The sequence below is a fragment of the Pedobacter cryophilus genome (assembly GCF_005116455.1).
GTDB classification, from domain to species: domain Bacteria; phylum Bacteroidota; class Bacteroidia; order Sphingobacteriales; family Sphingobacteriaceae; genus Pseudopedobacter; species Pseudopedobacter cryophilum.
Genome location: NZ_SWBP01000003.1, coordinates 139,447 through 162,869 on the forward strand (window position 1 = coordinate 139,447; position 23,423 = coordinate 162,869).

Sequence of the window (23,423 nt, forward strand, 5' to 3'; positions counted from 1 at the left end):
TTAGTTTTATACTAACAATTGGCTATTTGTTTCAGATTTTACTTTATTAAAATGAAGAATACTGAAATAGAGAAATAAAGTGGGTCCATCGGCACTTATGAGCCAAGCATTATGAGAAAGCGCATTAATAGATATTCCCAAAAAGGAAAAGCATAAACAAATGAGTAAGGCATTTTCTTTTAATCTGATTTCTTTTATCGCATTAAAGCCAATTCTTAAAACTTTTATGTAGATGATGATTAATAAACCCAAGCCAAGAAATGGACCTAAATAGGTGATAAACATTAAATAAGCATTGTGAGAGGTGATACCTGAAGCAAAAACCTGATTTCTATAGATTACATCGCTCCAATTTTTACCGTAAAATATCAATCCAAATGGGTGATCGGCGTAAATTCTGAGGTTTTCTGCAACTAATAAAGTACGGTTATGATCTGGATCATTATCTATGTTTTTAGCAAGAATGTTGGTACGAGGATCTACGTTTTCTTTTAAAACAAAATTGTAAAACATTAAACTTAATACTACTGCCACTCCTATAATTAATACTGCTTTTACACGATAATAAAACAATAGAAATAATGCTACCGAGCACACAAAAGTTAATAAAACCGACCTTTGCATTCCCAAATAAATAAAAAGTAAACAGCTTAGAAAAACACCCACCTTAATTAAAAATGGTTTATGAAATACAAAAGTGTAGATTAAAATAAAAGGAGCTAAAGCGGCCAACTGGTAGCCAAAAGTAAATTGAGAAATGGCAATACCTGATGGACTTTGCAGTACTTTTTCGTCCATAATTAACTCTCTAATTCTATTTACCTGTGGATAAAAGTGGTTTAAAACCATAATTACAGATGAGAACGAGAGTAATAAATAGAATATTAAAACCGAAAAGTTGAAACGCTTTCTGTTAGTACTCACAAAATAGTTAAAGTACAATACACAAACTACAATACTAATTACGTAGGCACCAAAAGATTTTACGTTAGAAAGCCCAATTACGTAATAAGCGAATACGGCTATTATTAATACAGTTAGTTCTTTACCATAATAAAAGGTGGTGTTGCGTTCTTTAAACAGAAATATTAAAGGGAAGCAAAATAATAATGGGGCTGGTATTCTGAACAATTCTGTCATAAAAACCCCAAATGATAATGCATACATATACAATATCATAAATAGAATGATAACTAGTTTCATAAGTTTAAATTTGAGTTTAGGCGCTGTTTAACAGCTTAATAGGGTGGTTATTTATTGTTATACTATATAGGCTTTGTTATACTTAGACAATAGCTTTTAAAACAGTATGTACAAATCCATCAGCATCATTGCTAATTTTTTTATACAACTCTTGGCCATTTATTGCAATTTGTTGGTGCTGCGAATAATTTGCTTTTATATGTTCTACTTTTTCTTTTAAATCTGATAAATCCCAAGAAACCGGGATGTAAGTTTCGTTAGGTAAGTACACATCAGGATAAGTCACTAAATGTTTCATTGATGGCTTAATTAATAAAGCACCAGCTATAAAAGATTCAAAATCGCGGTAGCATACTTCGCCCCAGCCATAAGGGCTTATACTAAGTTTAGAATCTCTTAATTCTTTTAGATAATTGGCTTTGGGAATAGAAAATCCACTGGCTACATTCATACTTAGTTGAGGGAGAAGTTTTAGTATTGTATCTCGCTGTGAAGAAACTTTATTTGACCCATTTTCTTCTACAGGTAGTGTTCCTCTAAAGGTTAAATCTAAACTTCTTTTTTTTGTTACTTGCTTATAATTAAGTGGATATAAGCTATAACTTAAATAATTACTTAATCTAGCCATTTTATAACCAAAGTAGCGGTAATCATTTAATCCAAGATTCCATCCTACCCTTATTTTACCCAACTGATTTGCCGGGCAAGGATCAAAAGGAGTATTTGGATGCCCGTCTTTTGCTGTGTTTAGCCAAATTCTTAAATCATTTTTTACAGGTTGTTCTGTGTAGTATTTTTTATCTTTTAAAACCTGTTTCTTTAAAAAAACATCGGTATAAGGGATAATAGAAAAATCACTCGAACCAGATGAATCTGCGGCATCAAACCAAATGAGTTTGCCTACCTTTTGTTTCATTTCTAAAAGATAGTTAATGAGCTCGTCTTCATTTTGGCTATTTCTTGTACTCAATTGTTGCCATCCATCTTCAAAATATCTGGAATGAATGATGAGGTAATCGGCGTCTTTTAAATCTTTATCTAAATGGTTAAAGTAGCACTTCACATCTAAACCACTTTCTCGGAGTTGTTTTTTCCATCTGTAAAAAGGGTGGGTTTCACAATAATATCGTTGTTTAGACCAATCCAATATTTTAAGTGTTTTCATTCAAATTGATTAAGATTAGAGCAATTTATTTAAAGCCGGTGTGAGCTTTCTATCTGTAAATAATGCTCTTAATGGTTAATAAGATGATTTTAACATCTATCCATAGGTTATGATGATCTATATATTTAAGGTTTTGGGTAATCTTATGAGGTACAATATTTTCAATATAATACTGCTCGGGGTTATCTGATGTTGCTAAAAGCTGATTTTCATCTATAAATTCTATAGAAGCCCAATCTGTTAAACCTGGCTTTACACTTAAAATTCTTTGCTGCCTAATATCATAAAGTGCTACGTATTTACTTACTTCTGGCCGTGGCCCAACAAAGCTCATTTCACCTTTTAAAACATTAAACAATTGAGGCAATTCATCTAGTTTGTATTTTCTTAACCAGTAACCACTTCTTGTAATTCTACTATCGTAATTACCAATGGTTAATAAACTGCCTTTATCTGCTCCAATCTTCATGGTTCTAAATTTCAGCAGCTTAAAATTCTCTTTAAAAAGACCTACTCTATTTTGCTGATAAAACACACCTCCGTTAGAATCTATGATGATCCATAAAGAGATTAGAAAAAATAAAGGGAGAAGCATGATGATCCCCACAAAAGAAAAAATAACATCAAAAAGTCGTTTAACAGCCATTATTTTATATTTAAGACACCACTTCTAATAGTTTACTTTTATTGGCTTTGATGTTTACGCCATCAATCACGTTTTCTACAATATAATTAACTTCCTCATCTGTTAATTGAGGGTAAATAGGCAGTGAAATTTCACAAGCGTATTGCTTATAGCTGTTTGGATAATCTTCTATTTTATACCCAATACTTTTAAAATAAGAAAGCATTGGCATTGGAATAAAGTGAACATTTACATTAATTCCTCGGCTCACCAAAAAATCAATAATCTGGTCTCTATCTGCTTCGGTAATGTTTTTGATTCTTAAAGGGAATAAATGGTATGATGATTCTCGGGTTTTATCTTTTAAAATTGGATGAATAAACCAGTTAAACATTTTTAGTTTGTGGCAATATTTCATGGCTATTTTTTTGCGCAAAGGCAATAAATGGTCGTTATACAGCCTTATTTGAGCTAAACCAATAGCCGCACAAATATCTGGCATATTAATTTTTAGGCCTTTAAAAATAATATCATATCGCCAGTTGGCACCCATAGATTTTGCAAAAGCATCTTTTGTTTGTCCGTTTAAAGAAAACATTTTCAAGAAGTTATACTCTTCTGTGTTATCAAAAACTTCGGGTAGGTTTAAACATATACAACCACCCTCAGCAGTAGTGATATTCTTAACCGCATGAAAAGAAAAAATAGTAATATCACTTTTTACAGCCGCCGGCAAATTTCTATAAGTTGCCCCAATAGAGTGCGCTGCATCAGAAATCAATAATATACGGCCCAATAAATTTTGTTTATCCGTTTCGGGATTAAATAACTGATTGATATCTGGATCTTTAATGATAGAGTTAATGGCTTCATAATGGCAAGGTAAACCCGCAATATCTACAGCTATTATAGCTTTTGTTTTACTGGTGATGGCTTGCTTTATTTTTAAGGGATCTATAGTTAAATCATCTAAAATATCAACCATAACAGGCGTAGCACCACAATGTAAAATGCTTAATGCGGTGGCGCAGTAAGTATAAGCGGGTACAATTACTTCGTCGCCTTCTTTTATTCCAAACCATTTTAACATCATAATGGCGCCAGATGTCCAAGAATTTACGCAAACAGCCGCTTTAGACCCCGTTAGTTTTAATATTTCTAACTCAAGGGCTTTAACTTTTGGACCAGATGTAATCCATTTGTTTTGTAGCGTATCTAATACTTGATCTATAACAGATTGATCAATAAACGGTGGTGAGAATGGAATATTCATATAGGTAGTTTTTAGATGTTGTGAGAGATGTTTTAGATGCTTTAATATTAGATGCAACTTTTAAAACCAATTTGGTTGGTTAATTTTTATAAAAAATATATTGCACAGCGTGTTAAAACGCCCAAATCGTTTAAAATAAAACTGTGCTTTTTGAAGACTAATTAATGCTAAATATTAATTTTTCCCATTGGTAAGAAATATAATTTAGGGAATTGGTATTGTTAATTAGTTTGGCATTGGCGGCTAACTTATTTTTTAAAACAGGGTCTGTTAGTACTTTAACAATGGCTTTAGATAATTCTTCTATATTTTTATCAGCAATTAATAATCCATTATTTTCATGATTGATGATTTCTGATGGACCAAATTCGCAATCCATGGCTATACAAGGGCATCCCATGCTCATGGCTTCAATTAAAGCATTTGGATAACCCTCGTTTCTGGAAGGCAGCACAAAAAGTTGCGCTTGTGAATAATAGTCTTGCAAATTTTGTTTAGCCCCAATTAGTTTAACGCGGTTTTGAAGATTTAATGCTTCAATTTGAAGGTTTAATGCTTCAAGCTCTGCCCCTTCACCTGCAATTAAAAGATCGGTATCATAAAGATTTGAGTTGGCAAAAGCAGCAATTAACTGGTCGAAACCTTTTTCATAAGAAAGTCGTCCCACACCCAAAATAAATTTTTTTGAATGTATTGGTGTAGATGATACGTTTCCAAGCGTATTTACTGGGTTTTTTATGATTTTGAAATTGCCCAATTGTTGGTATGCTTTATTTTTTTTTATACAGTCTTCAATTCCCTTAGCCGGGAGAACAATGGCTTTAGATTTACTGTAAATTTTAAAAGAAAACCATTTTAAGAAACCCGTAAACTGGTTAATGGTATGGTCTGGTGTTGTTCTTTCTGATACGATGTAAGTGGTTGAGGTAAGCAAACAGGTTAAACCTGTCCAAAGATTTGCGGTGGTCATAAATGAAACCACACAATCTGGCTTTTTCTTCATTAATAAATTTAATAACCTAAAAAATGATTGTGCGGCATAAAATATTCGGTATGCCAGGTGTTCACTTTTACGATTTACCAAATAGGTGATATTTATATCATTGGGCAATTTATAAATCGATATAGCCGAATTTAAGCAAACAATTTCTACCCGGTATTTGTGCTGATGAAAGTAAGTGGCCAGCGTACTTAGTACCCGCTCTGCCCCACCGCCTTGTAAAGTATTGATCACAAAAAGAATTTCGGTACTCATTTTTAATGAAATTTATTTATTGAAATTGGGTTAAACTAAGGTAATGATGGTATTTAAAGCTTTTTGGAAATTATAATGCCTGATATCAAACAAAAAATATTGGGTGATATATATTTTTAGAAGTTCTTTTTTATAATGAGCAGAGTAGCTGAAGTTGTTAATCAAAATATTAAAATCATTAATCATTTTGCTTTTTCTTACTCGGCCATCTATCAAACTATATACACCATCTTTATGTAAACGGTAAACAGCCATTACTTCTGGCAAAACATAAATTTTTTCGTTGGTATTAGCCATAGCATATAACTTCAAAAAAGTATCGGCACCAAAAGTGTTATAATACCAATTTTCTAAGCATATTTTTTTGATTCCACAATTGTTTTTAATCATTAATGAACAAATTCTTGTTTCATCTTTTTTGCCCAAAAGAACATCTTCATAATCAAATTCTAAACTTATCGGCGATGGATTTTCATATATTAATTCGCTATTATCATCAATCACTCTGCTGTAATGGCAACAAATCACATAATTAGGGTTACTCTCCATAAAATCTACTTGTTTTTGTAGTTTTAATGGATCTGTCCAGTAATCATCACCATCACACATGGCAACGTATTTACCTTTAGAAATATTAAAAGTCTCTATTTGATTTTTTATCCCTCCAATATTGCTTTCATAGGTTAACAATTGAATTTTGTTGGGATATTTTTGGCAGTAATCTTCAATTATAGCTCTAGTGTTGTCTTTAGAGCAATCTTCGCCAATAATAATCTCATATTTAAAGTTGGTTTCTTGCATTAGAAAACCATCTAGAGCCTGTGCAATATATTTTTGGTGATTATAGGTAATGCAGCAAATGCTTACCATGATTTCAGAGTTATTCATTTGTAAGATGTTATAATCAGATTATAATTGTTTAAGATGCATTTTCATTAGCGCTCACTAACATATTAGCTATATCTTCTTCAATACCTACGGGTACTTGTGTTTCCATAACATCTTCAATATCATAATGTTGTACTCTTAATATTACTCTAGTAATTAAGTCTAAATCTGAAAACGTAAGTGCATGGTAAAGCGGTAAGCAAATAATTCTTTCAACTACAGAATCACAAACCGGAAGTGCTGTTTGCTGCACATAAGGTAAAGAAGATAGTGATGGATAAAAATACCTTCGGCAGTAAACTTTTTCTGCTTCTAATGCCACTAAGCATTTATGCATCAATTCTTTAGTATCAAAAAGAACCGGAAAGTAGGCGTAGTTATAGTCAAAATCTTTATTTAGTTTAGGATAGCTTGCTTTTAGATTTTGCAATTTATCTAGGTAGTAAAGAGAAAGTTGTTTTCTTTTCTTCAAAATTTCATCAACATATTTTAGGTTACATAAACCCATGGCTGCATGAAATTCGCAGTTTTTTCCATTAATGCCTAGTTCACTATAATCTTCGGGGCCGTTATGCCCAAAATTTCGCATGTGAGACATTTTCTTTAGTAAATCTGGATCTTTTGTAAACACAGCGCCACCTTCTATGCTATGAAACAATTTGGTAGCGTGAAAACTTGTGGTACTAATATCCCCATATTCATAAACAGATTTGTTTTTGTATTTGGTACCAAAACAATGTGCACCATCATAAATCACTTTTAGGTTGTATTTATCGGCAATAGCCTGTATGGCATCAATATCACAAGGATTACCGTAAACATGGGTAGCTAAAATAGCCGATGTTTGAGGTGTAATAGCCGCCTCAATTTTTTTAGGATCAATGTTAAAAGTTTCGGGATCAATATCCGTATAAACAGGTTTGCATCCCTCCCACACAATACTGCTGGTGGTGGCCACATAAGAAAAAGGCGTGGTAATAATCTCACCTTTTAGATCTAAAGCTTTAATTGCAATTTGTAAAGCTAAGGTGCCATTAGTTACATAAAGTAAATGCTCTACCTGGAGATAGTTCTTCAGTTTAAGCTCTAGTTCATTCACTAAAGGGCCGTTATTGGTAAGCCATTGGCGCTCCCAGATGCTATGTACATAGTCATCATATTCTTTGGCTTTTGGGAGAAAGGGTTTGGTTACTGGTATCATCTTTTTAGAACTAATTGTTTAAAATCATACATGGCATTAAACTGCAACAACTGACCAAATGCGAGATAGAAAGAGAAAAAGAAAATGGGTTCAATCATTATTCTTCCTAAATCAGAAAGTTGAAAGGTGCGCAGTAAAAAAACGTCGAGAAAAAAGCAAATTAATGCGGTAAAGGCAGATAGAATGATGGCAGGCGTAATATCTGCCAATTGCTCTTTAGCCGGGTAATTAATTAATTTTCCACTATAGGTGGAGTTAATGTAAAAGGCTATTAGATTAAAAAATAGCTGAAAATATAATAAACCGTATATGCCGTAAGGAATAACTAATAAAATTCCTATTACGCTGAGTACTTTTTTATAGACTTCTAATTTTAAAAAAAGATCACTTCTACCTTTTACTTTTAAAATATTGAGGTTATAAGCATGTAAGGGATAAAAAATGCCGGCTAAACATAATATTTGAAAATAAGGTACTGCAGGCAACCATTTATCAGTAATTAAAAACCTAAAAAGAGGCTCGGCAATTACAACTAGCAACATAAGTATAGATGCATTCCAAAAAATTACCTGCTGCATTAATTTTTTATACACCATTTTTAACCTAAAATTATCTTCAGAAATGGAGGCAAACATGGGATAGGTTACACTACTTATGGCTACCGAAATGTTGTTGGTTGGTAACTGACTTATAGAATCTGCTCGTGAATAGAAACCTAATTGTGCTGCCGAGTAATTTTTACCTATAATAAGTACATATATATTTTTATAAATGATATCTATCAAACCTGATAAAGTCATTTTATAACCAAAATTGAAGTGTTTTTTAAAGCTGGCTTTATCAAAAATTAAAGATGGTCGCCATTTAGAGTATATCCAATGAAAAATGGTGGTTAAAAATGATTGAAATATATTCATCCAAACCAAACTCCAAACTCCAAACCCGTTTAAAGCCATTACAATTCCCAACAAACCACCGGCTAAAACAGAAGGAACTTGAATAAGTGCTTGTGTTTTAAAATTCATCACTTTCACCAATCTTGCATTTTGAATTTCATAAAATGCATTGAGAATAAATACAATAGAATAAACCCTAATTACGGGTGTTAATATGTCTTGTTTATAAAATGAAGCTATATATGGTGCTGATAAATAAACTATGGCGTAGATGATTAAGCTACCTCCCAGGTTAAAAAAGAACACTGTAGAATAATCTTTTTGGTTAGCCATTCCTGTTCTAATTAAGGAAGAAGAAAGGCCGCCGTCTACCAGTAAACTCCCAACGGCAATAAAAACAGATAACATGGCGATGATACCAAACTCTGCCGGAGCCAAAATTCTTGCTAAAATAATGGTGATAAAAAAACTGATTAACTGCACTCCAAATTGCTGGCTAAATGTCCATACCAGTCCTGATAATGTTTTTTTTCTTAAACTCATAAAACATAGGTAAATCAGGTTGATTCAATTATTAATGAATCAATCATGCTTAGAAAAAGGAAATGCGGAGGTGCTTTTTTTGTTTAGCTAAACCTAGTGTGTTAAACTATTCACTTTATTAGGAACCAAAACTGGTATATTTTTATCTGTTAATTCTGGCTCCTTTTCTGTTAAGATTGGCTGTTTTTCTATTAAATCTGGCTGAGTTAAAGTAACCGCTTTAGCATAATATTTAGTTTTTAAATAATTAACTATTGGTTTTTCTAAATAAGTTTTAACAATCCAGGCTAATAAGAAGATCAGCGAAAGCGTTAACATTAACACAATAAACTCATTATGAATATAAAAATTTAATGAGTTGATCATTGAATAACCAATTTCTTGATGCAATAGATATAAAGGATAAGAGATGTAGCCTAAAAACAATAATGGCGAATAGGTGAAGTTTTTTAGTTTACCGTAAATAAATAAGTAAAATATACCAAATATACAGGGATAAACATAAGCACTACCAGGCCTGTTATTTACCCAAATTGCTGTAAAAAGGCATGATAATATGAGAAAGTGCTCTATAAAATTTCCTTTATTAAATCTCAATTTATAAAAAAGAATACCAGCCAAAAGAAACATCCCATACTTTAGGTTAAGAAAATAGGCTCCATAAGGTAAAATACCTTGTCGGTTTAAAATCATAATGGTAAGCCATATAACGGCTATAATTCTAATATTTTTTAGCCAACCCATGTAATAAATTAAACCCATTGAAGCATAAAAAAACAATTCGGGTATAAGCGACCAGTATGCACCATCTACATTTGGGATTTCAAAAACACCTTGTATCATGGTAAAGTTCATCAGTATTTGAGAAATAGTAAATTCTTGTATCCTGGGTGATTTCCACAAACTGGTGAGTATCAAAGTTAGGAGAATGCAAATCCAATATGCCGGATACAATCTAACAAACCTTTTGTAAGAGAATTCTTTTAAACTTGATACCTTTTGAAGGGTCATATAAATTACAAAACCACTGATTACAAAAAACAGCTCTAAACCATAATGACCATAATCCCAATCAAAATTAACCGAAGATTGACCCTTAAAAATTTCTTTATACCTACTTGTGTAATGATAAATTACCACATTAAGTGAAGCAAGACCTCTTAAAATATCTAATTCTTTTAAACGTACCATGGCCTATTTATTTATAAATATTTATGATTGGCTTTATTTGAACTATTACGGTTTAACTATAAACCTTTACTGCTTTAAGCTCATCTACATAAGATTTTACGGTTTCTTGCAATCCCTCTTTAATAGAGAAGTATGGGAAATAATCTAACAAATGTTTGGCTTTTACAATAGAAGCTAAAGAATGTGGAATATCTCCGTTACGCTCTTTTCCATAGTTAAAATGTACACCAGCAATATCTGGGTCAACTTGTGCTAATTGGTCTCTTAGTAAAATAGCCAATTCATTTAAAGAGGTTTGCTCGCCATAAGCCACATTGTAAATTTGATTTACAGCAAAAGAATTTTTACTTAAGGCTGCAATAATATTGGCTTGCACCACATTTTCTATATAGGTAAAATCTCTAGAGTTTTTTCCATCTCCGTTAATGATAGGTTCTTCATGAGCTATTAAACTCGATATGAATTTTGGAATAACGGCTGCATAAGCTCCATCTGGGTTTTGCTTTGGGCCAAATACATTAAAATAACGTAGTCCAATATATTCTAAGCCATAAAGGCGATTAAAAACATCGGCGTAAAGCTCATTAACATATTTTGTAATGGCATAAGGCGATAACGGTTTGCCAATTTTGTCTTCTACTTTTGGTAAATGATTGCAGTCTCCGTAGGTTGATGATGAAGCTGCATAAACCATTCTTTGCACCTTAGCATCTTTTGATGCGATTAACATATTTAAAAAACCTTTGATATTTACATCATTGGTAGTAATTGGGTCTTCTATAGAGCGAGGTACCGAACCTAATGCGGCTTCATGAAAAACAATATTTATTCCTTCAACCGCTCTTTTACAATCATCTAAATTTCTGATGTCTCCTTCTATCAATTCAAAGGAAGAATAGAAAGAAAATTCTTCTAGATTTTTCATAAATCCTGTCGAAAAATTATCCAGAACCCTCACTTTTCCGGCACCAAATTTTAATAAATAAGCCACCAAATTAGAGCCTATAAAGCCGGCTCCACCTGTTACTAAAAAACTACATTTAGACAAGTCTTTTTCTCCATGATAAGGTATATTGTACATTTTAAATTGCTTTTAAGAAGATTAAAAATTATAAACGAATGTCTACTATGGCCTGAGGCAGGGCGGCTTTAATATCATATACTACGGTGTTTTCTTTGCACATTTTAGACAAATCCATGTCTTTAAATTGATGGTGTGCAACCGCTAGTAATATGGCATCATAAGTTTTCTTTTTTGATTCGCCATTTTGGCAAATCACCCCATAAGTTTCTTTTACTTGTAAAGCGTTAGCCATGGGATCATGTATGTTTACCTTTATTTGGTATTCTTCTAAACGTTTTACAATATCAATAACCTTGGTATTTCTCACATCGGGGCAGTTTTCTTTAAAGGTAAAGCCCAAAATAAGTACCTCACTGTTAGCTATATGAGTGCCTTTAGCTAACATAGATTTCACCAACTGATCTGCCACATAAGCGCCCATTCCATCATTAACTCTTCGGCCTGCTAAAATAATTTCGGGATGATAACCCACTTCCTGTGCTTTTTGGGCCAAATAATAGGGATCAACGCCAATGCAATGCCCTCCTACCAAACCCGGACTAAAATTTAAGAAGTTCCACTTTGTGCCGGCAGCTCTTAATACTTGCCCAGTGTCTATACCTAATCGGTTAAAAATCATGGCAAGCTCATTCACAAAGGCTATGTTAATGTCTCGTTGCGCATTTTCTATCACTTTTGCCGCTTCGGCAACTTTTATAGATTCGGCTTTATGGGTGCCTGCAACAATAATTGAACGGTATAAGCTATCTACAAATTCTGCTACTTCTGGTGTAGAGCCCGAAGTGATTTTATGGATTTTTGTAACCGAATGTTCTTTATCTCCAGGGTTAATTCGCTCTGGCGAATAGCCTGCAAAAAAATCAATGTTGTACTTTAAACCCGAGTTTTTTTCTAAGATGGGCACACATTCATCTTCAGTTACGCCAGGATATACTGTTGATTCATAAATCACGGTATCGCCTTTTTTAAGTACTGATGCAATCATTTTACTCACCTTTAAAAGTGGATTCAAATCTGGCCGGTTATGCTTATCAACAGGTGTTGGAACAGTAATAATAAATACATTACAAGATCTTATTTTTTCTAATTCGCTGGTGCAGTATAAACCTTTAAGGCTAGTACAATCTGTAGTAAGTACTTCTTCTAATTGGTTTTGCTCTATTTCTTTGGTATGATCAAAACCTGTTTTTAACTCATCTACCCTGTTGTTATGCACATCAAAGCCAAATACTTTATAATATCTTGCAAATTCTACGGCTAAAGGCAAACCAACATAACCCAAGCCTACTACGGCAATTTTGGTGTTTTTAACGATCTCATTTTTCATTTTAGGAAGGAATTAAAGCTAGGTTTTCAACCGCAACACGACTTACCAAAGCGCATTCTAAATTATCAAACACCATTAAAACAGTTTTACCTGTTACCTTAATAATGCTACCTTCTTGGTTACATAAAAGCCCATTTTTAATGGTTACCCTATCACCAACGTTAATATCTTTTAAGCTCATTATTTCCACATCCGGAGTTTCTACTAAAATTTGTTTGATCATATCAATTTCATTAGATCTAATGATTGCTGGCTTTCCCATATAATAAATAAAATTTAATACGCCGTGAGTTTGTCTAACTACTTGTTCTTCTTTTAAATTGATGTTTACAAAAACATAAGAGCTGAATAATGGAAACTCTACTACTTTCATTCTATCAGCCCATTGATTTTTTACTTTTCTTAACGGACAAAATGAATTGATCCCCTGTTGTTTTAATAGTTGATCAACTTTTTTCTCCCATCTGGCTCGGGTATAAATCACAAACCAGTTTCTCATGGTTTGTGATTTTATATTGATATTGTTTTCCATAGTTTTTTATAAACTAATTTGATAGATATGTGGTTCAGATACAGCTTCGCTAACTCACTTACATGATTATTTTTTTTTAAAAATTTGTTCTTTTTAGCTTTAGAAACCTCTTTTTTATTGTAGAGACTTCTGTTTTCATGTTTTAATCTAGCGCACTTATCTTCCGTCTGTTTGTTAAACAAACAGCATCTATCGGGTAAATTATATTTCTATACTGGTACAAATAAGGTTTACCAGTCTGGCTTTTTCACAGGTCTAATGTTTTGAATAATCTTTTTAAACTTTAGGAAGCTTCATAAGCATATCCACCGTATCCGTAAGATTTCATGTTTTCTTTCTTAGCATCGTTAAATACAATCATTAAGTTTTTAAGCTTTTTGTTTTCACAAATATCTTCTAATACACCTAATTGCATTTTTCTGGTAAAATTGTATCTGATTAAGTAAATACTAGCATCAGTATATTGGGCAAGGCTAAACGCATCTGATACTAAGCCAACCGGTGAGGTATCTACAATGATGTAATCAAACTTTTTCCTAAGCTCATCAAACATGCTTTTTATTTTTCTACTGTGTAATAAATCTGATGGATCATCAGGTAATTTACCACAGCCTATTACAAACATATTTGGTGACACTCCAGAGGGTTTAATTACTTCTGATAAATCCATATTATCATCATCTAAATAATCAGTTAGGCCTTTTTCATATTTCATGTTGATGCCTTTGATTAAATCGGGTTTGCGTAAATCAAATTCTATGATGATTACTTTTTTATCAACCATAGAAAGGGTAACACCTAAGTTTATAGAGAAAAATGTTTTACCCTCTCCTTTGCTTCCTGATGTAACCAATAAAACCTGACTAGGTAAATGGTTATTCATTAAACCCAGGTTAGATCTGATGTATCTAAACAATTCTGAAATGGTGGTACGGCTACCTTTTTTAATCACAACTGTATTGTTCTCTTCTTTATGGCTTAACTCGCCTAAAATTCTTGTGCCTCCAATCAATTGTACATCATTTACATCTTGCACTTTTGTATTTAACTTATCCTTACCAAAGAATATAAATAATGGTAAAAGGAAACCTGCAAATAAAGAGCATAAGTAAATTAAAGCTTCTTTTGGCTTAGCCGGATTGGTATTATAAGCTGGTTTATCTACTACCTGAGAAGTTGGAATAGTTGCAGATAAAGACAAGGCTGTTTCTTCTCGTTTTTGTAAAAGATATTCATACAAACCAGCCTGCACAGCTTGCGTTCTGTTGCGCTCCATTAAACCACGCTCAATAGTAGGAACATTCCTTATTCTAGATTCATATTGATTAGATTTTGATAAGTAATTGTTTCTGGCTAAAGAAAGTCCTCTTCTTACATTTCTTAGGTTTTCTTTTAGGTTAGATTTTAACGCTACCAATTGATCATCAATATTTACAATAAGTGGATTGCTGCTTTTATTACTACGCAATAAACGTTGCCTGTCTATTTGCATGTCATTATACCTGTTTATCAGGTTGGTTAAAGTAACATCTCCTATACCAAGTGTGCTAGGTACAATTTCATATTTGCTATCTTCTTGGTTAAGGTATTCTTCTAAAGATTGTATAACATCTAACTGAATTTGTGATTGAGATAATTCTTGATCATAATTACCTGATGTTTTTAAATTTATCTCAGCATCAGCATTAAAATTGGTTACTCGGTTGCGTTGTTTGTAATCTTCTACATCTTGTTCTACTACAGATAAATCACTAGAAAGACTTCTTAAACGATCATCAATAAAGCGAATGGTATTTCTTGCAACTATGTTTTTGGTATCAACATTTCGCCCATTATAATTTTCAATCAATTTATTTAAAATGTCTACCCCTCTTTGCGGTACATTATCTAAAAGACTAATTACAATGGTGTTGGCATCTTTAACAATTGGCAAAATAGTAAGTGATGTTAAGCTATAATATTCTGCCATAGAATATAAATCTTTAAAAGCTATATCAATAGGCTCAAAATTGGTTTTAAATGCAGGGCCTTTAATTACTTTTATGCTATAACCTGGTCCGGTAATGAGTTGGTCGAATCTGTAAGTCACTCTTTTTCCATTATTAGTGATAGAAAAAGTATCTTCATTTTTTATAATAAGGTTTAATTTTTGAGCATAGGCCTTATTATTTAAGTTGTAAATAACTACTTTAATGGGTAAAGATTGATCATACAATTCTTTATCGTTAATTTTTCCTACCTGGTGATAGCGTGTTTCTAAGGAAAGATCTTTTAAAGTTTTATAGATCAAATCTCTTGATCTTAATACTTCCATTTCATTATCAACGGTTCTGGCAGCATGAAACATATCTAAATCGCTAAAAGCTGTTCCTTTTAATAATCCATCACCTTTAAAATCGTTTTGGATTAATAAAGTGCTGCTTACTTTGTAAAAAGGAGTTGCGTAAGTAATATATGCATAAGCTGCACTTAGGCATAATACAATAGCAATTGCAAATACATACCAGTATTTAAGATATTTTAGCAGTGATTCTGTGGTGTCTTCTTTTGTTGAAAAAGACTGATGTTTTTTTGATGGTAAAGCCATGATTTTTTAATTTAATGGTACTTTAATAAAAAATTTAGTTTGATAATAATGCTGTAGATAATACTGCTATTGCAGATATTGTGGCGACTACAAGTGGCATTAAACGGTTATTTGGGCTGTATTCTATTGATTTAGATTTGTCTGGTTCCACATAGATTACGTCGTTCTGCTTTAGGTAGAAGTAGGGCGAATTAAGGACATCTCTGTTGTTAAGGTTCATACGTACGATAGTTCGTTTACCATCTATTTCCCTTATGACTAATACATTTTCTCGTTTTCCGTAAACTGTTAAATCTCCGGCCATGCCTAATGCTTCTAATAAATTAATTTGTTCATTAGGGATGTTAAATGTTGCGGGGTTATTCACTTCACCAATAACGGTGATTCTGAAATTTTGAAATTGGATGTTAACAATGGGGTTCTTCACATAATTACTTAGTGTTTTAACCATTCGTTGTTGGGCCTGTTCTAAGGTTAAACCTTTTAAAGGAATAAGACCGGCAACTGGCAAATTGATATTGCCTTCCTTATCTACCCGATAACCGTCTTTCTCAAAATAACCACTTTTGTTAATGTTGTTGGTGTTTGATGAAAATAAGATGTTAGACTCGCTACTAAGTGTATTAATGGTTACACTTAATAAATCATTGGTTTGGATTTTTGGCTCTGTATCAGCGATAATTAACTGGTCGTTTCCAGTTTTGTTAGATAAATCACTAAAATAAACAAGGTTTCTCCTCGGAGCACATGATGAGCTTAATAAAATTAAGCAGAACGAATAAAAAATATAAAATCTGTTCATAAAATTTACTTTTATTTAAAATTAAACAACCTATTATTAAATATTATGATTTAAATGTATAGACTTATCACAAGAAAAATGATAGACTTTAGGTGGTTGTAAATCGAATTGTGTAATTTTTACAGGTATTTTTACAGGTTTGAGTACTGCATTTCACACATCCCACAAAAAATATTTACCAAAATAAGTTTTCGATAAAAATTTTTCGTGGTTTCTACACCCAATTACATTTAACTCAAAGTAAATAGATTGTTAAGATGTTTTTCTGAGGGTTATTTCAGTTTGATAAGAATATCATTCTTAATGGTGTACCTAAAGCTATAGAGAAGTACTCATAACATTATTACAAGCCTTTATTAGAAAAAGCAAACCAAAGAAGAAACTAGTATTTTATTTATTGGCTTATTTATAAATGATTAAAAACGATGTAATTAGGTACGTATTCAATCCTTAAAAATTAGATTATTTAAATGTTTTTTTATTAAATTTGATAGAACCTACCCGTTATAATATCTTATGAATAAAAAAATAGAACTTAGCTTAAGTACATTATGTGAAAATGTATCTATGGGCGTAATTGTAACAAATGATGATGGGGTCATTGTTATGGTGAATCGTTTTTTACTCAAGCAATTTGGATATACAGAAGATGAGTTAATTAATACAACTATAGAAAACCTAATTCCCAACAAATTTTTAGCTCTCGATCCTAGAGAAGCTAAAACAAACAAACAAAATTTTATTGATGATTATGCTGGACTAGAAATAGAGGTTACTGCCATTAAAAAAGATGGAACTCAATTTCCTGTAGAAATCTCATTTGATTATTCTAACTCTAATGAAGGCAATTATATTATTGTACTTGTTAATGATATTTCTAAACGTAAAAAAGCAGAACTGGATTTAATAGAATTAAATGCCGAGCTAGAAAAAAAGATTGAAGAAAGAACTCAATCCATGAGTCAAACTGTTAAAACCCTGGCCAAGTTAATTGCCGAAACTGAAGTTAAAGACGCAGAAATTAAGAGGGTAAATAGTTTTCTTAAAAACATATTAAACTTTACAGAAGCTATTTTATTTGTAACAGATAGTGAAGGTATTATTAAAATGTTTAATACTAGTGCAGAAACACACCTAGGTTATAACGCAAATGAAGTGATAGATAAAACTACTCCTATTATATTTTTTGATAAAGAAGAACTAGAAGAAAGGCAAAAAGAATTAACTAAAGAATTTAAAAAGGAAATAGGTACTGGGTTTTCTACTTTATTTGCCAAAACAGATATGGGACTACCAAACGAGTACGAGTTCTCTTTTGTACGTAAAGATGGATCTAAGTTTCCGGTATTACTTACCCTAAACAGAATAGGCGGATGCGGTTCTCATTCATCTAAAGAAGGTTATATAGGTTTTTGTAAAGATATTTCTAAACGTAAAGAAGCAGAAATTGAAATGAAAAAAGTTCTTGAAAAAGAAAAAGAGCTTAGCGATCTCCGATTTAAATTTCTTTCCCTGGCCTCTCATGAATTTAGAACCCCGTTAAGTGTTATTCTTTCTTCCGCTTTTATTATTTCTCAATATAAAGAATCCAAAGATCATGATAAAAGAGAAAAACATGTAAAGCGTATTGTTTCTTCTACAAACTTGCTAAAAGATATTTTAAATGATTTTTTATCAATCAGTAAAATAGAAGAAGGTAAAATACAAGTACGTAATACCTCATTTAATTTAAAAACTCATATTAAAGAAATTATTAATGAGTTAAATGGTTTGCTTAAAAAAGATCAAATTATTATATACAGGCATGAAGGAGATGTAAACCTATTTTTAGATGCAGGTATGCTAAAACATATTGTAATTAATTTACTATCAAACGCTATTAAATTTTCTCAAGAAGGATCTGCCATTACAATAAGTACAAAAAAACACGATCGTGAATTTACACTTGTGGTTAAAGATAGAGGCGTAGGTATTTCTGACGAAGATAAAGAACATCTTTTCGATCGTTTTTTTAGAGGTTCTAATGCTAGTCAGATACAAGGTACCGGTTTGGGTTTACACATTGTAAGTAAATATGTAGAACAAATGGATGGTAAATTAGAGTGTAAAAGCAAATTAGGCATAGGTACAAGAATTGAAGTTTCATTCCACGAAATAGATCATCACTAGCGTTTTTTACCGTTTATATTTCTAACAAAAAATCATAATCATTTAGTATTCTGACAGTAATCAGTAAGCGGAGCATTCGTTTTTCGCATTTTTGATAAAAGATATTTTTTGAATAAGATGAGCTATTTAACTCTTAATGATGCTGTATTTGATCTTCGTAAACGAGGTTATAGGTTAAACTTTTATTATTATGAAGATAATATTATTTGTTTCCCTTTAGAGTTGGTAGTGCCTATTGATAACGTTAATATTGATGAGGTACATACTATCCCAGTATCAGATGAAAATGAAAAAAAAAGTGTGCTTTATGCAATTAGCATTAAAGAAGGACAACATGGGATACTTTTTGATTGTAGCGGCGAGGTGAACCTACAATCAACAGTTGATTCTGAAGATAATCATCACCAAGAAAATCATTAAAACATTTTATATTTATTAGCAGCCTAAAATTAGATATTAGGTGAAACTGTTTTCTTTGAGCACTAATAAAGGCTTTACGCCACTTAAGGCTAATTTTTTAGTGGTACTGCTATAAAATAAATCATGAAATAGCCCATGTTTTTTATGAACGGCTATTAAAACATCTACATTTTTTTCTTTCGCAAAATTCTCGATGTTTTCTGCAATATGGCTACCACTGGTATAATAATATTCGGGATTAATTTCATCTAATAATTGATGTAATTTTTCTTGTGCCAATATGGTTTCAATATCGGCTCTCTCTTCTTTATGAGGATCAACGTTTAGCACATAAAATTTACTATGAAAAGCCTTAATAAAAGAGATAATAGTATCGGCAGGAATTTGTTCTATATTTTTAAGTTCGCAGGCATAAGCCACCAATTGTATGGGGTGATAAACTACTTCAGCCGGCACTACTAATAAAGGAAGTGGAAACCTATAAATAAGTACAGAAGTTTGGCTTCCGTATAATATTTGAGCTGCATTAGAATGCCCTTTGCATCCCATTACGCATAAATCTATTTCTTCTTCTTTACATAAATCTACCGCATCTAATAATGGATTACCGTCTGTTACACTCATCATGGTAATTCCGCTAGTTATAAATGGTGTTAATGAAGTTTCTAAGTCATTAAGTTTAGCTAAACTCTCGGCCCTTAATGTTTCTAAATCTACCGGATAGGGCAAATAACCTTCATCTGTTGGGCTAAACACATAAGAATGATAAAGTACAATTTTTGCGCTTTCAAAAGTACTGGCCAACATTAATGCATACCTGGCGGCATTAAATGAGCGGAATGAAAAATCAGTGAAAACAAAAATATTTTTCATAAATAAATTTTTAATCAAATTTCTTAAATCTTAAACAAAAATGTGCTGAATAATATCAATTACAAAGTTGATCGTGATTTCTAAAAAACTTTAAAATTCAATCATAATCAATCTATGACGTGATCTTTATCAAAATATATATAAAAGCAGATGGTTATTTTTAGTTAATAGAACAAGATTGAAAAAGTGAATAATTAAATCACCTTACTTAAATTTAGAAATCATGAACATATTTAAAATGCAATTTTGCCATCCTATAAAAGGAACCATGCACTTAATGGGCGTAGATGCTAAAAATATTCAACACATTTTACCGGTAGATAGCCAAGGAAAAGATGTAATAGAGGTTCCTTTAGATGGGATTGAAAAAGGACAATGGAAAATTTTACTAGAATGGGAACATGAAGGAAGAGAGTTTGTGTTTAAAAAAGATATTACCATTTCTTAATTATACTTTTTTTTGACAGTAAATTATGTAATTAATTGATTTTAAGCAGATTATTATCCAACTAAAATCAATAAAATACCTGATAAAGATCATTTAATTAGACAGTAGGTTTCTACATATTTGTTTAAAACAAACCCTAAAACTATAATGAAAACTTATTCATCTTTAAACACTGCCATTTATGATCTAAGAAAAAGAGGTTATAGATTAAATTTTTTTCATCACCAAAATGATTTTTTAATAAGTTTAGCGCTTGGATTAAAAATCCCTTTTAAAGATATTATTATTGAAGAAACTCATTCTTTTCCATCAGTACATCAAAAAGGGAGCATGAGCATTTTATATGCCCTTACCACCAAAGACGGAACAAAAGGAATTTTGTACGATTTTAAGGAAAACACACAAAGTAAAGATCAACCCATACCTAGCTTTACTATTATGCAAACCCATCATTTACACCTATCAATTTAACATAAACTAAACCGAAGGATGAATATTTTAGGAGAAGACTAATTATAGTTTTCTCCTAATTTTTCACCTCATTTCATGCTGTAAAGCTAGTTTAGAAACTAAATCTAACCCTTTCAAAAACATATCAGGGTTAAAAGAAATACTATCTATCCCTTCTTCTACTAAAAATTGTGCAAATTCTACAGAATCTCCAGGTCCTTGGCCACAAATACCAACTTTAGAACCGCATTTATGCGCTGTTTGAATTAATAATTTAATCATCTCTTTACTGGCTAAATTATTTTCATCAAATAAAGAAGCCACCAATGCCGAGTCTCTATCTACACCTAAAATAAGTTGAGTAAGATCATTAGATCCGATAGAAAATCCATCAAATAAACCAGCTAATTCTTCCGCAAGTAAAATATTAGAAGGAATTTCGGCCATTACATATATCTCTAGCTTGTTTTTTCCTCTTACCAAGCCATAGGTTTTCATTAATTCTATCACTTTTTCACCTTCATCTGGGGTTCGGCAAAATGGAATCATTAGCTTCACATTATCCAATCCCATATCATCTCGTACTCGTTTAACAGCTTCACATTCTAACTTAAAACCGGGTTTATATAAATCATTATAATAACGGGATGCCCCTCTAAAACCAAGCATAGGGTTTTCTTCTTCTGGTTCAAATTCTTTGCCTCCCAATAAATTAGCGTATTCATTAGTTTTAAAATCACTCATCCTTACAATTACATCTTTAGGATAAAATGCGGCTGCTATAATGGCTATTCCTTCTGCAAGTTTATCAATAAAGTAAGTGCCCTTTTCTGGATATTGTTGCGTTAAATCTCTAATAACTTTTTTATCCTTTAAATTTTTTAAGGTATTAAAATTAACCAAGGCCATTGGATGTATTTTAACCTGATGACTAATAATAAACTCCATTCGCATTAAGCCTACCCCATTATTTGGGTAAAATGAGAGGTTAAAAGCTTTTTCAGGGTCGCCAAGAATAAAACATATTTGAGGATGATTTGGAAGATGCACATTTTTAAAATCCAGTACTTTTTCCTCCCAAGTTAAAACCCCATCATAAACTAATCCGGTGTTTCCTTCGGCACAGTTTACGGTAATGGTTTGGCCATCTTTAATTAGCTCAGTTGCATTGGCGGTACCAACTATTGCGGGTACTCCTAATTCTCGGGCAATAATTGATGCATGACTGGTTCGCCCACCTTTATTGGTAATAATTGCCGAAACTGTTTTTAGAATGGGATCCCAATCTGGGCTGGTTAAATTGGTAACCAATATATCTCCGGGTTCTAAATCATCAGACTCTTCTGGAGACTGAATAATTCGGGCTTTTCCCGAAATAATTTTACTGCCAATGGCTTGTCCTTTTAACAAAGGTTCTTTGGTTTCTAAAAGCTTAAATTCTGTAATCTCTAAAGATTTTTTTTGACTGTGAACAGTTTCTGGTCGGGCTTGTAAAATAAATAATTCGCCACTTAAACCGTCTTTTGCCCACTCTATATCCATTGGCTTTTTATAATAATCTTCAATAATAAGCGCCCAATTCCCTAATAAGGTGATTTCCTCATCATTTAAAATAAATTGATTTTGGAGTTCACTTGGTGTAGTAATGTTATTTGTATTTTGAGCGGTATCATCAGCATAAACCATCATTTGCTGCTTAGAACCTAGTTTTTTTTGAATAATTGGAAATTTCTTTTTTCTAAGCGATGTTTTAAACAGCAAAAATTCATCAGGGTTAACCGTACCCTGCACCATGTTTTCTCCTAAACCCCAAACGCCTTCAAAATGAATTACCCCGGCAAATCCAGAATCTGGATCTAAAGTAAATCCTACACCAGAACAGCCCTTATCAGCCCTTACCATTTCTTGTATACCAACAGATAAAAACACCTTAGAATGGTCAAAACCTTTATCTTCTCGGTATTTTATGGCTCTATCTGTATATAAAGAGGCAAAGCATTTTTTTACCGCTAATATTAATTTTTCGTTTCCACTGATGTTTAAATAAGATTCATGCTGACCGGCAAAACTTGCTTCGGGTAAATCCTCGGCTGTGGCGCTACTTCTTACTGCTACAGCCGGATCATTATTTGCAAAAACTTCTGAATAAGCAAAAGAAATAGCTTCTATCAAATCATTAGATATTCTAGCATGTAGTATTAATTCTCTGGCTTTCTCTCCTATTTGCTTAAGGTTAGAAAAGTTTTTTCGATCTAAATCTGCCATCAGGCGGGTATGTACTCCATCAAGCTTATTGTATGCTATAAAATGCTTAAATGCAGAGGATGTAACTGCAAAACCATTAGGAATGGCAATATTTTGCGATGCCAACTTATTATACATTTCACCTAATGAAGCATTTTTTCCACCTACTTCACTTAAATCTTTAATAGAAATTTCAGAGAATTTTTTGATATAACTCATCATAGAAAGTTTAATTTTCAAAATTTTT

20 protein-coding genes are annotated in these 23,423 nt (G+C 32.1%); 4 read left to right on the forward strand and 16 right to left on the reverse strand.

Annotated features, from left to right (window positions below; translation table 11 throughout):
* Positions 1 to 6: 6 nt before the first annotated feature.
* The 14 genes from FA046_RS09640 to FA046_RS09705 form a co-directional block, all read right to left on the reverse strand.
* Positions 7 to 1,203: an O-antigen ligase family protein gene (locus tag FA046_RS09640; RefSeq protein WP_136826199.1), complete on the reverse strand. Its 1,197-nt coding sequence runs from the start codon at positions 1,201 to 1,203 to the stop codon at positions 7 to 9.
* Between the two features lie 82 nt (positions 1,204 to 1,285).
* On the reverse strand, positions 1,286 to 2,368 hold the full coding sequence (locus FA046_RS09645; protein WP_136826200.1) for a glycosyltransferase family 1 protein: 1,083 nt from the start codon (positions 2,366 to 2,368) through the stop codon (positions 1,286 to 1,288).
* A gap of 49 nt (positions 2,369 to 2,417) precedes the next feature.
* Entirely contained in the window at positions 2,418 to 3,014 is a 597-nt protein-coding gene (locus FA046_RS09650; RefSeq protein WP_136826201.1) for a sugar transferase, read from the reverse strand.
* Positions 3,015 to 3,024: 10 nt separating this feature from the next.
* Positions 3,025 to 4,266 (reverse strand): DegT/DnrJ/EryC1/StrS family aminotransferase, encoded by a 1,242-nt coding sequence (locus FA046_RS09655; RefSeq protein ID WP_136826202.1) that lies wholly within the window; start codon positions 4,264 to 4,266, stop codon positions 3,025 to 3,027.
* A gap of 157 nt (positions 4,267 to 4,423) precedes the next feature.
* On the reverse strand, positions 4,424 to 5,521 hold the full coding sequence (locus FA046_RS09660; protein ID WP_136826203.1) for a glycosyltransferase: 1,098 nt from the start codon (positions 5,519 to 5,521) through the stop codon (positions 4,424 to 4,426).
* A 30-nt stretch (positions 5,522 to 5,551) separates the two neighbouring features.
* Complete coding sequence (locus FA046_RS09665) at positions 5,552 to 6,409, reverse strand: glycosyltransferase family 2 protein (protein ID WP_136826204.1); 858 nt, start codon at positions 6,407 to 6,409, stop codon at positions 5,552 to 5,554.
* Positions 6,410 to 6,440: 31 nt separating this feature from the next.
* Positions 6,441 to 7,610 (reverse strand): DegT/DnrJ/EryC1/StrS family aminotransferase, encoded by a 1,170-nt coding sequence (locus FA046_RS09670; RefSeq protein ID WP_136826205.1) that lies wholly within the window; start codon positions 7,608 to 7,610, stop codon positions 6,441 to 6,443.
* Positions 7,607 to 9,049, reverse strand: a complete 1,443-nt coding sequence (locus tag FA046_RS09675; RefSeq protein ID WP_136826206.1) for a lipopolysaccharide biosynthesis protein — start codon at positions 9,047 to 9,049, stop codon at positions 7,607 to 7,609. The genes FA046_RS09670 and FA046_RS09675 overlap by 4 nt, the downstream gene beginning before the upstream one ends.
* Before the next feature lie 93 nt (positions 9,050 to 9,142).
* Positions 9,143 to 10,240, reverse strand: coding sequence for an acyltransferase family protein (locus FA046_RS09680; protein ID WP_136826207.1), 1,098 nt, complete (start codon positions 10,238 to 10,240; stop codon positions 9,143 to 9,145).
* Positions 10,241 to 10,292: 52 nt separating this feature from the next.
* Positions 10,293 to 11,321 (reverse strand): SDR family oxidoreductase, encoded by a 1,029-nt coding sequence (locus FA046_RS09685; protein ID WP_136826208.1) that lies wholly within the window; start codon positions 11,319 to 11,321, stop codon positions 10,293 to 10,295.
* 28 nt (positions 11,322 to 11,349) lie between these two features.
* Positions 11,350 to 12,651 (reverse strand): nucleotide sugar dehydrogenase, encoded by a 1,302-nt coding sequence (locus FA046_RS09690; RefSeq protein WP_136826209.1) that lies wholly within the window; start codon positions 12,649 to 12,651, stop codon positions 11,350 to 11,352.
* A 1-nt stretch (position 12,652) separates the two neighbouring features.
* Positions 12,653 to 13,183, reverse strand: coding sequence for a UpxY family transcription antiterminator (locus tag FA046_RS09695; RefSeq protein WP_136826210.1), 531 nt, complete (start codon positions 13,181 to 13,183; stop codon positions 12,653 to 12,655).
* Between the two features lie 283 nt (positions 13,184 to 13,466).
* Entirely contained in the window at positions 13,467 to 15,770 is a 2,304-nt protein-coding gene (locus FA046_RS09700) for a GumC family protein (protein ID WP_136826211.1), read from the reverse strand.
* Between the two features lie 34 nt (positions 15,771 to 15,804).
* Positions 15,805 to 16,572, reverse strand: a complete 768-nt coding sequence (locus FA046_RS09705) for a polysaccharide biosynthesis/export family protein (protein WP_136826212.1) — start codon at positions 16,570 to 16,572, stop codon at positions 15,805 to 15,807.
* 516 nt (positions 16,573 to 17,088) lie between these two features.
* Here FA046_RS09705 and FA046_RS09710 point away from each other — a divergent pair.
* The gene (locus tag FA046_RS09710) at positions 17,089 to 18,741 is read left to right on the forward strand and encodes a sensor histidine kinase (protein WP_136826213.1); all 1,653 of its coding nucleotides are present in this window, start codon (positions 17,089 to 17,091) and stop codon (positions 18,739 to 18,741) included.
* A gap of 117 nt (positions 18,742 to 18,858) precedes the next feature.
* Entirely contained in the window at positions 18,859 to 19,161 is a 303-nt protein-coding gene (locus FA046_RS09715) for a hypothetical protein (RefSeq protein WP_136826214.1), read from the forward strand.
* A gap of 36 nt (positions 19,162 to 19,197) precedes the next feature.
* On the opposite strand, the gene FA046_RS09720 is transcribed toward FA046_RS09715, so the two are convergent.
* Positions 19,198 to 20,034 (reverse strand): universal stress protein, encoded by an 837-nt coding sequence (locus tag FA046_RS09720; protein WP_136826215.1) that lies wholly within the window; start codon positions 20,032 to 20,034, stop codon positions 19,198 to 19,200.
* Positions 20,035 to 20,257: 223 nt separating this feature from the next.
* On the opposite strand from FA046_RS09720, the gene FA046_RS09725 reads away from it, so the two are divergent.
* Together FA046_RS09725 and FA046_RS09730 are read left to right on the forward strand one after the other, a co-directional pair.
* Positions 20,258 to 20,482, forward strand: coding sequence for a hypothetical protein (locus tag FA046_RS09725; RefSeq protein ID WP_136826216.1), 225 nt, complete (start codon positions 20,258 to 20,260; stop codon positions 20,480 to 20,482).
* A gap of 147 nt (positions 20,483 to 20,629) precedes the next feature.
* Positions 20,630 to 20,953 carry a phosphoribosylpyrophosphate synthetase gene (locus tag FA046_RS09730; protein ID WP_136826217.1) on the forward strand — a complete coding sequence of 108 codons (324 nt, stop codon included), beginning with the start codon at positions 20,630 to 20,632 and terminating at the stop codon, positions 20,951 to 20,953.
* Positions 20,954 to 21,016: 63 nt separating this feature from the next.
* Here the strand turns inward: FA046_RS09730 and ppsA are convergent, their stop codons facing one another.
* Positions 21,017 to 23,416, reverse strand: a complete 2,400-nt coding sequence (ppsA, locus tag FA046_RS09735; RefSeq protein WP_225870910.1) for a phosphoenolpyruvate synthase — start codon at positions 23,414 to 23,416, stop codon at positions 21,017 to 21,019.
* Between the last annotated feature and the right edge of the window lie 7 nt (positions 23,417 to 23,423).